This window comes from Mycobacterium sp. NGS29, from assembly GCF_059812965.1.
Genome location: NZ_JCALDR010000012.1, coordinates 76,237 through 92,157 on the forward strand (window position 1 = coordinate 76,237; position 15,921 = coordinate 92,157).

Below are 15,921 nucleotides of genomic sequence, written 5' to 3' on the forward strand. Positions count from 1 at the left end.
TCCTCACGCCGCCGGCACGAGCGCGAGCTCCCCGGCGAGAACCCGCACCGCGTAACGGATCTGCTCTTCAGTGTGTTGACTGGTGATGAAGAACCGCAGCCTCGCTTGGTCCTCGGGCACGGCCGGGTAGAGGATCGGGTTGGCGTTGACGCCGTGCCTGAGCAGTGCGTGCGACAACCGCAGCGCCGTCATCGAGCTGCCCACGATGCACGGAATGATCGGGGTGCCCTGACTGTCTCCGGTGTTCAGGCCGGCTTCCCGGGCCAGCCTCAAGAACAGCGCCGACGATTCGTGCAGACGCTGCAGGTGGCCTGATTCGCTGCGCATCACCGTGATTGCAGCAAGTGCCGCGGCCGCGATGGCCGGCGGTAGGCCACCGCTGAAGATGAACCCCGGCGTGGTGTATTTGAGATATTCGATCAGCTCCCGGCTTCCCGCCACGTAACCACCGCAGCCGGCCAACGCTTTCGACATTGTGCCGCACCATAATTCGACGTCGGCGCGGTCGACGCCGAAGTGTTGCCCGACGCCACCGCCAGCGGCTCCGAGCACACCGATGCTGTGCGCCTCGTCGATCATCAACAACGCCTGGTGTTTTTTCTTGACCTCGATGAAGGCGGGCAGGTCGGCGACGTCCCCGTCTTGGCTGTAGACGCCCTCGATCACGATCAGCACGCGGCGGTACTGGTGCCGGATTTCGGTCAGCAGCTCGTCGAGCGCGGCGGCATTGTTGTGCGGGAAGGGTCGGCGAGTGGCCCCAGATAGCTTGCAGCCCTGCACGATACTGTCATGCGCGAGACTGTCGTGGATGACGAGGTCGCGGTCGCCGAGCAGGTGTCCGATCAATGTCACATTGGTGGCGTGCCCATTGACCAGAGCCAGCGCATCCTGGGTTCCGAGCAGATCGGCCAGTTCGCGTTCGAGCGCACGGTGGATCGGCTTCTCGCCGGACAGCATGCGGGACGCCGAGCAGGAGCTGCCATATCGGCGCACTGCGTCGGCCATGGCCTCAGCCACTGCCGGGTGACCCGACAGGCCCAGGTAGTTGAAACTGGCGAAGTTGATCACCTCGACACCGTTGATGATCGAGGTGTCGGTGGTGATGCCGTCGTTCACCACAAAGTACGGATTGTCGACGCCGGCGGTGTCGACCAGTGAGATCCGCTCTGCCAGCGCTTTGACCTCATCGAAATCGCTGATCCGGAATTGTGGGGTGACCGCGGGCGGCTGCGTCGCTTCCTCGGCCGGCTCGCCTACGCTGCCGCCGGCCATGGCAACCACATCGGCGATCATCGTGTCCGGTCCGAAGGCCGCCAGATCAACCTGGCGACCGGGCAGCTTGCGTTTCAAGCCGCTGATCAGATCGGTCACCATGATGGAGTCGAATCCAAGGTCGCCGACGATGGTCGACGACAGATGTAGCCGCGCCGCGGGAAACCCGCTGACGCGGGCGATCTCGGCCCGCACCACGGCGCTGATGTCCACCTGCGACGGTGATTCGAGCTGCGTAGTCAGCTCGGCCGGCAGGTCGATACCGCGGTATGCGGCGAGCACGGCCGCCTGCTCGCGGAACAGTGCCACCAGACTTTCCATCGTAGGCTCCTTGTCGGTGTCGGTGCCGGTGTCGTGCCGGGATGTTGGACCGGCTTGTTCGGTGATCCGGTAGCGGTTCGCGGTGCTGAATTCATATCCGCCGAGTCGGTGCGCCACCCTGGCATCGGCGGGATACAGGGTGTCCCAGTCGGGGTTCAGTCCGTCGCGGTACAGCGCCGCGGCGGTTTCGGCCACACCGCGAGCCACCGGCAGGACGGGTGGCGCATCCGGATGGGATCGGATGATCATCGGCGCCAACGTAGGCCGGGAACCGAACTCCACCAGGTGGGTCGGGTGCGTCTGTAGCGCTTCGGTGACCGCGGCACCGAACCGGACGGTGGCCCGGACGTGCGCCGTCCAATACTGCGCGTCCATCGGTTCGTCGCGATCGGGAATGCCACCGCGCAGAGTGGAAAACATCGGAATCAACGGCAGCTGGTAGCGGCACTGCGTGGCTACGGCCGCGAACTCCGCGACCATCGGCTCCATCAACTCCGAATGGAAGGCGTGCGACACGTCCAGCCTTCGTGCGCGGATACCTGCCTCGGCACACCATGCCGCCGTGCGCTCGATGGCGTCCAACGCACCGGACAGCACTATTTCGCCGTCGCCGTTCACGGCCGCGACATCCATTGTACGGAACGGAAGTTCGTTGACCGATGCGTGTATCGCCAGCATGCCGCCGCCGGCGGGCAGCCGCTGCATCAAACGTCCGCGTGCCACGACCAGTCGGCAGGCATCCTCGAGACTGAACACCTCGGCGACAACCGCGGCGGCGTACTCGCCGATGCTATGGCCGAGCAGCCAAGCCGGTTCGGCACCGACCGCGGCGAGCGCCTGCGTCTGCGCATACTGCGCGGCGAAGATCGCCGGCTGTGCGAATTCGGTGCGATGCACGCGTTCGTCATCCATCAGCCGGCCGATGCGCGCGCCGAGATACGGCAGCATCGTGCTTTCGACCCGGTCGAACGCGTCGCGGAATGCGGCACTGTCCTCGTACAGCGCCCGGTGCATGCCCGGATACTGCGTGCCCTGTCCGCTGAACAGCCAGCCCGCCGAAATCCCGCCGGCGGCACCGGTGTCGAAGTCTCCTGCGCGCAGTGCCGCGACGGTTGCGGCGCGGTCGCGAGCGGCCAATGCCAGGCGCACCTTGCCGGTCGCCTTGATCTTGTTCGTCGACCAGCACAACTGCGCGAGCGGTGCGGTGCTGTTCTCCAGGTCCTCGGCAAGCCGAACTGCGTTGCGGTGCAGTCCTTCCGGTGAGTCAGCGGACAGCGTCACGATCCCGCCACCGGTAGTGGCCGGGACGGGCGCCGCGGAAGCGGCGCTGGCGAGCACCACGTGGCTGTTCGTGCCGCCGATACCGAAACTGGACACCCCGGCGTAGACCACGTCCGCCGGCAGTGCCATGGGCTCGGACAGCAATCGCAGTCCACCGTCGCCCAGCCGTAGCGCAGCGTTCTCGTCGTCGGCGAAGCGCGTGGGCGGCACCATCCGGTGATGCAGGCTGAGCACCACCTTGATCAGGCCGGCGATCCCGGCGGCGCCTTCGGTGTGACCGAGGTTGCCCTTGATGGACCCGATCACACAGGGCTCTTCGCGTCCCCGCCGATGGGCGTGGGCCAGCGCCTTCACCTCGATCATGTCGCCAAGCAACGTCCCGGTGCCGTGCGCCTCGAGGAAGCTGATCTGGGCGGGGACGATGCCGGCGGCACGACAGGCCGCTTCGACAACCTGTTGCTGCGCCCACCGATTCGGCGCGGTGACGCCATTGCTGCGGCCGTCGCTGTTGACCGCGCTGCCTTTGATCACGGCATAGACGGGCAAGTTTTCGGCCACCGCGTCGGCCAGTCGGCGCAATACGATGACGGCTACGCCCTCACCGCGCCCGATCCCGTCGGCCGCCGCGCTGAACGGTTTGCAGCGACCGTCCGGGGCGGCCAGCCCGGCCTGCGTATAGAACGCGTTGATGGCCGGGGTGAGGGTGAGGTTGACCCCCGCGGCCAAGGCCTGGTCACATTCGTGGTGCCGCAGCGCCTGAGCCGCCAGGTGCACCGCGACAAGTGAGGATGAGCACGCGGTGTCCACCGCGAGACTGGGACCTTTGAGGTCCAACTGGTAGGACAGCCGATTGGCGGTCATGAAGTGGCCGTTGCCGGCACCGGTTTGAGCGGTGATCCGGGTGTAGTCGCGCATCTGCAGATGTGCCCATTCGGCCGCCATCACACCGACGAACACGCCGGTGTGGGAACCAGCCTGTCCGCGCGGGTCCAGCGTGGCGTTTTCGATTGCCCGCCAAGCGGTGTGCAGCAGCAGGCGTTGCTGCGGGTCCATTGCCGCGGCTTCCCGCGGCGTGATGCCGAAGAAGTCGTTGTCGAAGGCGTCGGCCTCGGCGATCAGTCCGGCATTGCGGTGGTTGAGGATTCCGGAGTTCTGCAGTGCGGCGCCATCCCAGCGCTCGGACGCGGTGATCTCGTCCACCCCGTCGCCGCCTTCGAGCAGCAGCTGCCACAGTGCGGCCGGGTCAGTTGCTCTGGGAAAACGGCAGTCGAGGCCGACAACGGCGATGTCGGTCATCATGCGACTGCTTCGTCGACGTGGCCGACTCGCTCTGCAACGGCCGTGCCGATGAATTCGGCGATGTGCGACAAGGTGGGATAGTCGAAGATCAGCGTCGGCTCGACATCGATGTCGAAGTGCGTCTCGATCTCGCCGGCCAGGCTCACCGCGCGCACCGAGTCGACACCCATGTCCGCCAGGGGTACGAAGGGGTCCAGTGCCGGTGCGACTTCGAGGGCGGCAGCCAGTCGAATAGTCAACCAGCGCAGGGTGTTACGGTGTTGGGCGGTCATCGAAGCTCCTCATCAGATGGCGTTGTGGCTGTGGTGCAGTACGTGGGACAGGTGGGAGCGTAGGAACGCCGTACGCATCGAAGCTCGTTGCACCTTCCCACTGGTGGTGAGGTGGATGCCGCCGCGTTCGACGAACACCACGACGGGGGCGGGAACCTCGAAAGCCCCTGCCACGGCCCGCTTCACTGTGGCGGCCAGCTCGGCGTAGGTGACCTCACCGAGCAAGCTGCTCTTGACGGTGTGAATCACCACCGGTCGTTCGCCGCCGTCCACGTCGACCGAGAACGCGACCCCCCGTGCACCCGTCAACGCCGGGTGCAGTGTCTGGACGTAGTCCTCGATGTCCTGGGGGTAGAGGTTGCGTCCGTTGACGATCAGCAGATCTTTGCGGCGGCCGGTCACGTAGAGCTGCGCGTCATGCAGGAATCCGAGGTCGCCGGTCCGCAGGTACGGGCCGGTGCCGTAGTCGGTCAATGCCGCAAACCTGTCTGCGGTCTCGACCGGCTTGCCGTGGTAGCCGGCGGCGACACTTCGACTGCGCAACCATATTTCGCCGACCCGACCATCGGGCAGTACCGTGCGGGTGTCGGGGTCGACGACGAGCACCTCGATTCCCGGCCCCGGCTCACCGGAACTGACCAGACGCACACTGTGGTCCGTGCCGGCTTCATAGCGATTGCGTTCGAGGGCATCGGTGTCTGCGTCGAGATGGCGCGGTGCGCCGCGACTGACGGTGGCCAGTAGGGTCACTTCGGCCATTCCGTAGGCCGGACGTAGTGCCGATGGCGAAAAGCCGTTCCGGGCAAGCAATCCGGTGATCCGTTCAATGGTGCGCCACCGGATGGGCTCGGCACCGTTCAACGCGACTCGCCACGACTCGAGGTCCAGCCCGGCGAGTTGCTCCGGCGTCACCCGGCGCGCGATCAGGTCATAGGCGAAATTGGGCGCAGCGGAATGTGTTCCGCGGTAGTCACTGATGGCCCACAGCATGCGCAGCGGTTGTTTGAGGAATGCCAGCGGCGACATGGTGACAGCGTTTGCGCCGGTAACGAAGGAAAGCAGCACACTGAACAGACCCATGTCGTGGAAGTGCGGGACCCAACCGACCACTACGGCTTGGTCAGTCACGTCCAGCGCGTGCGCGATAACCTCCTCGTTGTGCAACACATTGTCATGGGTGACGGCGACGCCCTTGGGGTCACCGGTCGACCCGGACGTGTACTGGAGCAGGACGACTGTGTCGGGCGTGATTTCAGGCATCGTCCACGCATCGGCATTCACGGGTGGTCGGTCGTCGTCGGCGCTGCAGGTGATCGGGCGATCGAGGCCGAGGTCGCCGATGCCCGTGGCGATCACGGCCCGCAGCTCGGCGGAAGTCAGCACCAGACTGCTGTCGGAGTCGCGGAGGATAGCTGCGACGCGTTGCAAGCTGCGTTCGTCGTGCGGCAACGGCGCGGGGACCGCCACGACACCGGCGTAGACGCAGCCCAGGAACGTCATCCAAAACTCGATGCCTGGCTCGAACAACAGCAGTACCGGCCGGCTGGTCTCCGGGCGGGACTTCAGCCAGACCGCCACCGCACGGGCACCGCGGTCGAGGTCAGCGAAGGTGACGCGTTCTTCGATCATCCTTCGTCCGGACTCGCGCAGAAAGACGAAATGCCGGCTAGCGCCGTAGGTTTCGAATTGCGACCGCAGGCAGCAGACCAGATCAAGGTGCGCGGTTGCCGGCAACGGCGGCCGAACGGCCTGTGCTATCCCGGTTGCTTCCGGACCCACCATCTCCGCACTCCCCAGATTCGCTGCACTGTTGAACAGCAATCTGGTGGGCGGGCCTCAAAGCATTCTCAACAATTTCTTGGCGTCCTGCGGTTTCGGCACGCAGGCGTATTCCCGCAGGCTCAGGCGCTGTTGACGAGGATGGCGTACTGCGCCGCCGCACGCTGGCGCGCGTCCTTGTCCTCGTTGCTGTGCACCCACCCGATGTAACGTCCGAAATTCACCGCACACTCGAACCGACTGTTGGCGTTGTCGGCCACGATTTCCTGTTTCTGTTCGTAACACCGGGCGCCGGGAATGTCGTTGGGCGGCGGCACCTCGTGGTCCATGTACTCCCCCCGCTCGGCCTCGACCAGCTTGGGCAGCAACGTCTTGGCGGCCTCGTCATCCTTGGTCCGCAGCAAGACGCTGTCAGAGCTGAACGCGCACCGGTCGATTCCGGCTTCGGCGTACAAACCGTCTTTGCGGGCTTGGCTGTCTGCACAGAAACCGGCAGCATGCGGGCCCATACTGCCGAAATTGAGTGACACTCTGGGCTGGTCTCCGGCGAAGAAAAGTCGGCTGAGCATCCGATCGGGATCGATCGGCATCGAAGTGAGGTCGACACCGGCACCCGGAATGAGTCTGCCCACCAGCGGCAACTGCAGGTCCAAGATCCGCTGCACGCGATTGGTCAGATAAGACAGGTCGGGGTTGTTGTCGCTGCGAACCGCAATGGACATCACCAGCCTGCCCGAGGCCATGGTGGCGCCGACCGACGGGGAACCGGGCCGATAATGAGCCTTGGCCTGCGGATAGCCAGGTATGGGAGTGGCCTGGTTTTCGGGGTTGACGGCGAAGTCCACTGAGTCCATCTCCACGGCGGCCCGGGCGGCGGCGTCGTCGTTGGGGAAGCTCGTCAACATGATCACCGCCAGATCCCCGGTGCGGTCGCGGACGAACTCTTGGAAGCGCTTGGAGATCCCTTCGATGAAATATCCGGAGATCATCCCGTACTTCTGCAGAACCGGTTGCGTCAGTGGCGTTCCGGTACCCGAAATTGCGGTGGCAGCCTGTTCCGGGTCTGGGACCGCCTGTCCGTAGACATGGTCCAGCAGGGGGTCGACGGCATAAGGGTCGGTGACACCCTCGGCAAGGCGGTAAGCCTCCAGGAAGCGGCCTTCATCTGCAGTGGCCGGACCGGGCAGGGACCGCGGCTTCGTGCCGTAGCGCCCCACATCGAGTTTGCTGATATCGGTGGAATCCGCAGTGGAATCACCTTTGGTCAGCTGCCAGATAGCCAGGCCCGCCACGATCGCGACGACGAGCACGACGGCAGCTGCGATCGGCAGCCATCGATTACGCTTACCCGACAGCGCCTGTGGCCCGAAGGTCGATGGGCCGCCGAGCCCGGCGGGGCCGGGCGGATAGTACTGGGGAGTCGGCTGTGCCCAGGGTTGCTGAACCGGCGGTTGCGTGGATGATGTTTGCTGTCCGGGTGTGGTCTGCACCGTGGGTGCGGAACTACCCGGAATGGTGAAGGTCGCCGTCGCGCTGCCCAGGCTCGCGAGAGCCTCCTCCGCCGCGCGGGCGAACTCGCCGCTGGTGGCGTATCGGTCGTCGGGGTTTTTGGCCAGGGCGCGCGAAATCACCTCGTCCAGCGCCGGGGGCAGTCCCATGCGGGAACTCACCCGGGGTGGCGGTTCGGTCAAGTGCGCCCCGACCAGAGTCGCGGTATCGCCGGAGAACGGCGGGTTCCCGGTGAGCGCCTCGACCAGAACGCACGCCAGCGCGTAGGTGTCGGATCGCGGGGTGACTGCGCTCCCGTCGCCGCGGAACCTTTCCGGCGCCATGTATGTCCACGTGCCCAGCACGTCACCCATCTGGGTCAGCTTGGTTTCGGTGGCCGCGTTGGCGATACCGAAGTCCACCAGATACGCGAAATCGTCGGCGGTGATCAGAATGTTTCCCGGTTTCACGTCGCGGTGCAGCACTCCGGCGGCGTGGGCGGCATCCAGTGCCGAGGCGATCTGGCGCACGATCGACACCGCTTTGTGCGGCGGCAACGGACCGGAACGCTGCAACAGGGTGTCCAGGTCGGTGCCGTTGATCAGCCGCATGTCGACATAGAGTTGCCCGTCGATCTCGCCGGTCGAGTGGATCGGCACCACATGCGGGTCCTGCAGCCGTCCGGCGATGCGGGCCTCCCGCTGTAGCCGCTGCCGGTAAGCCGAATCCTGGGCGTAGGGACCCGAAATGAGTTTCAGCGCAACAACTCGGTCCATGGTGGTGTCCTGTGCTTCGTACACAGTCCCCATACCGCCGCTGCCGATCACCCGCTTGAGCAGATACGGGCCGAATTGCGTACCGGCTTCTAACCGTGTCTCGTCCATCGCTGCTCCTGCTACCGGGCACCGCTCGCCGGCCACCAGCCCCGGCGACTTCTCGACGGCGCACGCACCACCACCGTGCCCACGCCGCAGTGGCATCCTAAACCGGCAAAGGCGTTATTAGCCGGGTCACGGGCTGAAAATCTGGTTGCCGGTCCCGGTCATGCTCCGGTGCCGGACTCGATACCGCGAGCCGGATCAGGCCCCGTGCAGTTCCACGACCAGGTGCCGGATGCCGGTGTGCCGGTTGCTGCGGGTCCATTCCACGGGTTCGACGATCCGCACGGCGGCGAACCGCGACAACAGTTCCTCGTACAGCACCCGCAATTCCAGCCGGGCCAGATTCGCCCCCAGGCAATAGTGCACGCCCTGCCCGAAACCCAAGTGCGGATTAGGCTTTCGGCCGATATCGAACACGTCGGCGGCGTCGAAGACGTTGTCGTCGCGATTGGCCGAGCCTTCCCAGATCTGCACCTTCTGTCCCGCCGAGACGACCTGCCCGCCCAGGGTGACGTCGTGCGTGGCGGTGCGCCGCTTGGACGGCGACGGCGAGGTCCACCTGACCATCTCTTCGATCGCCGTCGGCAACTGGTCGAAATCTGAACGCAGCGAATGGAATTGGTCAGGATGCTCGGCCAGCGCCAACAGCCCGCCCGCGATCGCGTTGCGGGTTGTCTCAGCGCCGGCACTGAACAACAGGCTGAAGAACAGGTACAACTCCAGATCGGTCATGACCGGGGTATCGGCGTCGGCTGCCGTCGCGTTGGCGACCACCGACAACATGTCGTCGGTGGGCTCAGCGCGTTTGGCGGCGATCAACTCCTGTCCGTAGGTGAACATCCGCGTCCCGGCTTCCTCGAGCGAGAGCTGCGCCAGCGACGCCTTGCGCGACGCACCGAAGTCGAACTGCGGCTCGATCGCCTCGAACAGCCAATGACGTTCGGACTCCGGCACTCCCAGCAATATGCAGATCATCTGCATCGGCAGTTCGGCGGCGATTTCGACGACGAAGTCGAGCGGCTCACCCGGCACTACCGCGTCGAGCAGTCGCCGGGTCCGGGCGCGCAGGTCGTCCTCGACGCGCCTGATCATCCGCGGCGTCAGTCCGGAACTGACGAGCCGGCGGATTTGCCCATGCCGCGGATCGTCCATCATGTTGAGCACCTGGCCGGCGATGGCCAGGTCTTGCAACAACGTGCCGCCGAATGGCCGGTCACCACCCGTCACTGACGAGTAGGTGGCTGGATCTCGCAGCACCTCAAGGGTTTCCGGGTAGGTGGCCACCGACCAGAAGCCTTCGCCGTCCGGGGTGTTATCGGTCGGCTCGTGCCAGTACACCGGCGCCTCGCGGCGGTGTACGACGAACAATTCGTGCGGGAACCCGTGGGCGAAGTTGTCCAGATCGGTGAAATCGATCGCGGACAGCGCGTCGGCACGAGTAGCAGTCACAGAATTGCCCCCGGCGTGTACTTGGCCGCCTCCGGATAACGCCCGACCAGTTGGTCCACCAGTCCGGCGACCTCGCCGACCTGGTCAGCGGCGGCGCCGGTGAATGCGTTCCGGTCGGCCAGCGCCGCGTCGAGCGCGGGCCGGTCCAGTGGTAGTCGGGGGTCCGCCGCCAAGCGGTCGAGCAGGTCGGGTTCGGCGCCGCGTTCGCGCATGGCCAGCGCTGTGGCCACCGCATGGTCGCGGATCACGTGGTGGGCCGACTCGCGGCCCATCCCGGCGCGTACCGCCGCGATCAACACTTTCGTGGTGGCCAGGAACGGCAGATACCGGTCCAGCTCACGCTGGATCACCGCGGGGTAGGCACCGAACTCGTCCAACACCGTCAGGAACGTCTCGATCTGGCCGTCGACAGCAAAAAAGCTGTCCGGCAGGGTGACTCGGCGCACCACCGAGCAGAACACGTCGCCTTCGTTCCACTGTGCGCCGGCCAGCTCGGCGGCCATGGACGCATAACCGCGCAGCACCACCTGCAGTCCGTTGACCCGTTCGCAACTGCGGGTGTTCATCTTGTGCGGCATTGCCGAGGAGCCGACCTGGCCCTCGGCGAAGCCTTCGGTGACCAGCTCGTGGCCGGCCATCAACCGGATGGTGTGCGCGAACGACGACGGTCCGGCACCCAGTTGCACCAGCGCGGAGACCACGTCGTGGTCCAGCGAACGCGGATAGACCTGCCCGACGCTGGTCAGCACGGTCGAGAAGCCGAGAAACGCGGCGACGGACCGTTCCAGTTCGGCGAGCTTGGCCGCGTCGCCGTCGAGCAGGTCGAGCATGTCCTGCGCGGTGCCCATCGGCCCTTTGATGCCCCGCAACGGGTAGCGGTCGATCAGCTCCCGCAGTCTGGTCAGCGCGATCAGCGTCTCCTGCGCGGCCGAGGCGAACCGCTTGCCCAGGGTGGTGGCCTGGGCGGCGACGTTGTGGCTGCGCCCGGCCATGACCAGGTCGCGGTAGGACACCGCCTTCTCCGCGAGCCGGGCCGCCACCGCCACCCCGTGGGCGAACACCAGTTCCAGCGATTGCCGGATCTGCATCTGCTCCACGTTCTCGGTCAGGTCGCGGCTGGTCATCCCCTTGTGCACCTGCTGATGACCGGCCAGCGCGTTGAATTCCTCGATGCGGGCCTTGACGTCGTGGCGCAGCACCCGTTCGCGCTCCGCGATGGAGACGAGATCTACGACCTCGAGCACCCGCTGGTAATCGGCGATCGCTTCGGCGGGAACCTCCACGCCCAGCTCGGACTGGGCCTGCAGCACGGCCAACCACAGGCGCCGCTCCGCGACCACCTTGGCTTCCGGCGACCAGATCGCCACCATATCGGCGCTGGCATAGCGGCTGGCCAGCACATTCGGAATGCTCACAGGCACACAGCTTACGGTTCGCCTGCCCGGTTGACGCTGCGCTGGTGGCGCGTGCGGGGTTGACCCTGCGCTGATGGCGCCGGCCGCTCGGCCTCGTGGCTGACTCTGCGCTGGTGGCGCAAAAGTTCGAGTAAGCGCCACCCTGAACGCAGCGCCAACGCGTGCTGGTTACCTCTAACCATGTTCTTCGCCGGCGTGGACCTGGCCTGGGCGGGCCGCAACCCGACCGGTGTGGCGGTGCTGGATGACGATGGTGTCCTGCTGAGCGTCGGTGCTGTCCGCGACGACGCGCAGGTGCTGGCGGCGCTGGGGCGCTGCGTTCAGGCCGACTGCCTGGTCGGTTTCGACGCGCCCCTGGTGGTGACCAACCCGACGGGCCAGCGCCCCGCCGAGACCGCACTCAACCGGGATTTCCGCAGGTTCGAGGCGGGTGCGCATCCGGCTAACACCGGAAAGCCGGAGTTCTCCAACGGTCCGCGCGCGGCGCGCCTGGCCGGGGCGCTGCAGCTGGACCTGGATCCGTACTCAACAGCTGCCAGGCGTGCGATCGAGGTCTACCCGCACGCGGCGACGGTGGCGTTGTTTCGGCTGCCGCGGACGCTGAAGTACAAGGCAAAGCCCGGGCGCGACGTCGAGGGTCTGAAGTCCGAACTGCTGCGACTGATGGACGCCGTCGAGTCGCTGGCGACCGCGCCGGTGCCGCTGCACGTCACCGGCAACGTCGAGTGGACCTCATTGCGACGCGGAGTCATTGCGGCCGAACGCAAAAGCGAACTACGGCGGGCCGAGGATCCGGTGGACGCCGTCGTCTGTGCCTATGTGGCGTTGTATGCCAGCCGGCGCCCGGCCGACATCACGATCTACGGGGACGCGGCCACCGGGCACATCGTTACGCCGTCGCTACCGGCGGATTTGGCTCCGGGGCCGCGAGGCTGATCCGCACCGGCGGCTGGTCGACCGGTGCGAGCACGTCGATCAGGTCGATCACCGTCGCCGATGCCGCCGCTCGCGGGTCGCGACCCTCGACCAGCGCGGAGACCACCGACCCGTCGACCGCACAGATCAACGTGCACACCAGCTCGATCTGCACCGACCGGCCGGACCGCTCGATTGCTTCGGCGACCGCCTCAGCGCGCTGCCGCAGGCTGCGGCGCATGCTTTCCCGCAGCGCGGGCAGGCGGGTGCAGGCGATATGACGCTCGTACCGGGAAATCAGCTGCTCCGCGAGTCCCGGGCCGGACACATCACCCACCAACAGGTCAACCAGCACTTCGGCGGTGGTCTCGGGCCCCCGGCGGCGCCGCGACAGGGCGTTGACCCTGGCGCGCAGTTGCGCCACCTCGATCATCCCGATGTGTTCGACCGCGCGGGCGATCAAATCATCCAGCGAGGAGAAGTAGTAAGTGGTGGACGCCAACGGCAGGCCCGCCCGCCGGGCGACAGCCCGGTGACGTACCGCTTCGAACCCGCCCTCGCCGAGCAGCTCGGCGGCAGCGCTCACCAGCGCGTACCGCCGACGTTCTCCTTTTGGAGTAACTGCTGCTGTCACGTCCACCCATGCTGCCAGTCAAAGTGGTACTGCATTGCCATTTTCGCGAAACGGACATGGCATGATGGCCCGCATGCCTGACATCAGCCGTCGGACCGTGTTGGGCCTCGGCGTCAGCGCGGTAGGCGGCGCAGTCGGCGCATATGCGTTCGACATGCTGTTTCAGGCCCGTGAGTCCGCGGCTGCACCGATCGCCCAGACTGGGACAAACGTTCCATTGGCCCCGGCACGGCCGCTGGATCCGGCGCCGTCCGGACAGGTGGCTCCGACGATGACGACCGGGTCGTTCGTGTCGGCCGCGCGCGGTGGGGTGTCCACGAATTGGGCGATCGCCCGGCCGCCGGGCCAGACCAAGCCGCTGCGGCCGATCATCGCTTTGCACGGCAAGGGCAACGACGCCGCCACGGTGATGGCCGGAGGCGTCGAGCAGGGCGTGGCGCAGGCGGTCAACGCCGGCCTGCCGCCGTTTGCGGTGGTCGCGGTCGACGGCGGCGGTGGCTACTGGCACAAGCGGGCCTCCGGCGAGGATGCCGGGGCGATGGTCCTCAACGAGCTGATGCCGATTCTGGACGCGCAGGGACTGGACACCTCGCGGGTGGGATTCCTGGGGTGGTCCATGGGCGGCTACGGCGCGCTGTTGCTCGGCGGGCGATTGGGAGCGGGGCGCACCGCGGCGATTTGTGCGGTGAGCCCGGCCTTATGGACCTCGCCGGGGGCGGCCGCGCCGGGCGCGTTCGACGGACCCGAGGATTACGCGGCCAATTCGGTGTGGGGCATGCCGGCGCTGGCGTCGATCCCGATCCGGATCGACTGCGGCGACAGCGACCCGTTCTATGCGGCGACCAAGCAGTTCATCGCCCAGTTGCCCAACCCGCCGGCAGGCGGTTTCTCGCCGGGCGGGCACAACGGCGGATTCTGGAGCTCGCAGTTGCCGGCCGAATTGACGTGGATGGCGCCGCTGCTGACGGCGTAATGGGTTGGGTACGCCGCGGGCTACCTGACTGACTCTTTTGTCTGTCACGCCAGCGTGACACTCGGCGGTGAATGCCACGCCAGCGTGACACTCGACGGCGCCACCCTCGCCGATCGCCCAGCCGTCACGCCAGCGTGGCACTCGACGGTGAATGCCACGCCAGCGTGACGCTCGCGGCGCTACGCTCGGCGGCGCTACGCTCGGCGGCGCTACGCTCGCGATCGTGAACGCGCCGTTCGGGTGGGATTTCCCGTATACCTGGCCACGCATGCCGATCCTGGCCGCCAACGCGGTGTGCACGTCGCAACCGCTGGCCGCTCAGGCCGGGCTGCGAATGCTTGCCGACGGCGGCAATGCCGTCGACGCGGCGATCGCCGCCGCCGTCACGCTCACGATCGTCGAACCGGTGTCCAACGGCATCGGATCCGACGCGTTCGCCATCGTGTGGGACGGCAAAGAACTGCACGGACTCAACGCGTCGGGTCGCTCCCCAGCCGCCTGGACACCGGAATACTTTGCCGGACAACCAGTTCCAGCGCTGGGCTGGAACGCGGTGACGGTACCCGGGGCGGTGTCCGCCTGGGCCGAACTGCACGCCAGGTTCGGCAAGCTGCCCTTCGAGCGGCTCTTCGCACCAGCTATCGGATACGGCCGCAACGGTTTTCCGGTCTCGCCAACTGTCGCGGCGCAGTGGGCTGCCCAGGTGCCACTGTTCGCACTCCAACCCGGCTTCGCCGACGCCTTCATGCCCGACGGACGCGCACCACGGCCCGGGGAATTGTTCAGCTTCCCCGATCACGCGGCCACGCTGGAGAAGATCGCCGCGACCCACGGCGAGGCTTTCTACCGCGGCGAACTGGCGGAGCAATTGGAGGCGCACTCCAGGGCCCATGGCGGAGCGATGCTGGCCGGCGACCTTGCCGCGCACCAAGCCGACTGGGTCGGCACCATCAGCGGCCACTACCGCGGCTACACCGTCCACGAGATACCCCCTAACGGCCAGGGCATCGTCGCGCTCATCGCACTGGGCATCCTCGAGCACTTCGACATGTCCAGCCTGCCAGTCGATTCCGCGGATAGCGTGCACCTGCAGATCGAAGCGCTCAAACTCGCGTTCGCGGATGCGCTGGCGTACATCGCCGACGTCGACCACATGGGAGTGCGCCCGGACCAACTCCTGGACCGCAACTACCTGCAGGCGCGCGCGGCCTTGATCGATCCGAACCGCGCCCAGCCGGCCGGCGCCGGGACGCCCCGCGGCGGCACGGTGTATCTGACTGCCGCGGACGCCTCCGGAATGATGGTCTCGATGATCCAGTCCAACTACATGGGCTTCGGCTCCGGAGTGGTGGTACCGGGCACCGGGATAGCGTTGCAGAACCGCGGGTTCGATTTCGTTGCAACGCAAGGACATCCGAACTGTGTCGGCCCCCGCAAGCGTCCCTACCACACGATCATCCCGGGCTTCGTCACCAAGGACGGCGCACCGGTGCTGAGCTTCGGGGTGATGGGCGGACCGATGCAACCGCAGGGTCACGTGCAGGTGTTGGTCCGTATCGCCGACTATGGACAGAACCCGCAGGCGGCCTGTGACGGCCCCCGGTTCCGTTGGGTGCAGGGACTACAGGTCAGCTGCGAGCGGGGGTTCGCGTCCTCGACGCTCGACGAGCTGCGCCGGCGCGGACATGACCTGCTCGCGGTGGACGACTACAACTCGTTCGGCAGTTGTCAGGCGATCTGGCGGCTGGACGACGGTTATCTCGCGGTCAGCGATCCGCGGCGGGACGGGCAGGCCGCGGCGTTCTGACGGCACCTTTGCCGCATACTGCGGCGGCAGCTGGTCTCTGGTTGAATTCATAGGTGAACAAAAGGTGAACTGGGAGTGGCTCGGTAGTAAATCTAAAATGAAGGCCATACACTACTCGCAGGCCAGCAACGAGGC

Annotated in this window: 10 protein-coding genes; 3 read left to right on the top strand and 7 right to left on the bottom strand. The window is 66.5% G+C overall.

Translation table 11 applies throughout. From position 1 onward, the window contains the following. Window positions 1–3: 3 nt before the first annotated feature. The 6 genes from AC5Y5Z_RS17195 to purB form a co-directional block, all read right to left on the bottom strand. Entirely contained in the window at window positions 4–4,170 is a 4,167-nt protein-coding gene (locus AC5Y5Z_RS17195; protein WP_499926499.1) for an aminotransferase class I/II-fold pyridoxal phosphate-dependent enzyme, read from the bottom strand. Beyond that, window positions 4,170–4,445 carry an acyl carrier protein gene (locus tag AC5Y5Z_RS17200; protein WP_499919033.1) on the bottom strand — a complete coding sequence of 92 codons (276 nt, stop codon included), beginning with the start codon at window positions 4,443–4,445 and terminating at the stop codon, window positions 4,170–4,172. The genes AC5Y5Z_RS17195 and AC5Y5Z_RS17200 overlap by 1 nt, the downstream gene beginning before the upstream one ends. 12 nt (window positions 4,446–4,457) lie before the next feature. Further along, complete coding sequence (locus tag AC5Y5Z_RS17205) at window positions 4,458–6,227, bottom strand: fatty acyl-AMP ligase (protein WP_499926501.1); 1,770 nt, start codon at window positions 6,225–6,227, stop codon at window positions 4,458–4,460. A 119-nt stretch (window positions 6,228–6,346) separates the two neighbouring features. Then, window positions 6,347–8,596, bottom strand: a complete 2,250-nt coding sequence (locus AC5Y5Z_RS17210) for a serine/threonine-protein kinase (RefSeq protein ID WP_499926503.1) — start codon at window positions 8,594–8,596, stop codon at window positions 6,347–6,349. Window positions 8,597–8,791: 195 nt separating this feature from the next. After that, window positions 8,792–10,042, bottom strand: a complete 1,251-nt coding sequence (locus AC5Y5Z_RS17215; RefSeq protein WP_463828434.1) for a cytochrome P450 — start codon at window positions 10,040–10,042, stop codon at window positions 8,792–8,794. Next, window positions 10,039–11,457 carry an adenylosuccinate lyase gene (gene purB / locus AC5Y5Z_RS17220; protein ID WP_499926505.1) on the bottom strand — a complete coding sequence of 473 codons (1,419 nt, stop codon included), beginning with the start codon at window positions 11,455–11,457 and terminating at the stop codon, window positions 10,039–10,041. The genes AC5Y5Z_RS17215 and purB overlap by 4 nt, the downstream gene beginning before the upstream one ends. A 180-nt stretch (window positions 11,458–11,637) precedes the next feature. Here purB and AC5Y5Z_RS17225 point away from each other — a divergent pair, with 180 nt between their 5' ends. Further along, window positions 11,638–12,393: a DUF429 domain-containing protein gene (locus tag AC5Y5Z_RS17225; protein WP_499919040.1), complete on the top strand. Its 756-nt coding sequence runs from the start codon at window positions 11,638–11,640 to the stop codon at window positions 12,391–12,393. On the opposite strand, the gene AC5Y5Z_RS17230 is transcribed toward AC5Y5Z_RS17225, so the two are convergent. Next, window positions 12,347–13,012 carry a TetR/AcrR family transcriptional regulator gene (locus AC5Y5Z_RS17230; protein WP_463828431.1) on the bottom strand — a complete coding sequence of 222 codons (666 nt, stop codon included), beginning with the start codon at window positions 13,010–13,012 and terminating at the stop codon, window positions 12,347–12,349. The two genes, AC5Y5Z_RS17225 and AC5Y5Z_RS17230, sit on opposite strands and share 47 nt — an antisense overlap. Window positions 13,013–13,067: 55 nt before the next feature. Between AC5Y5Z_RS17230 and AC5Y5Z_RS17235 the strand changes: the two genes are divergently transcribed. Next, window positions 13,068–13,979 carry an alpha/beta hydrolase-fold protein gene (locus AC5Y5Z_RS17235; RefSeq protein WP_499926507.1) on the top strand — a complete coding sequence of 304 codons (912 nt, stop codon included), beginning with the start codon at window positions 13,068–13,070 and terminating at the stop codon, window positions 13,977–13,979. A 223-nt stretch (window positions 13,980–14,202) separates the two neighbouring features. After that, complete coding sequence (locus AC5Y5Z_RS17240; RefSeq protein ID WP_499926509.1) at window positions 14,203–15,786, top strand: gamma-glutamyltransferase family protein; 1,584 nt, start codon at window positions 14,203–14,205, stop codon at window positions 15,784–15,786. The last annotated feature ends 135 nt before the right edge of the window (window positions 15,787–15,921 follow it).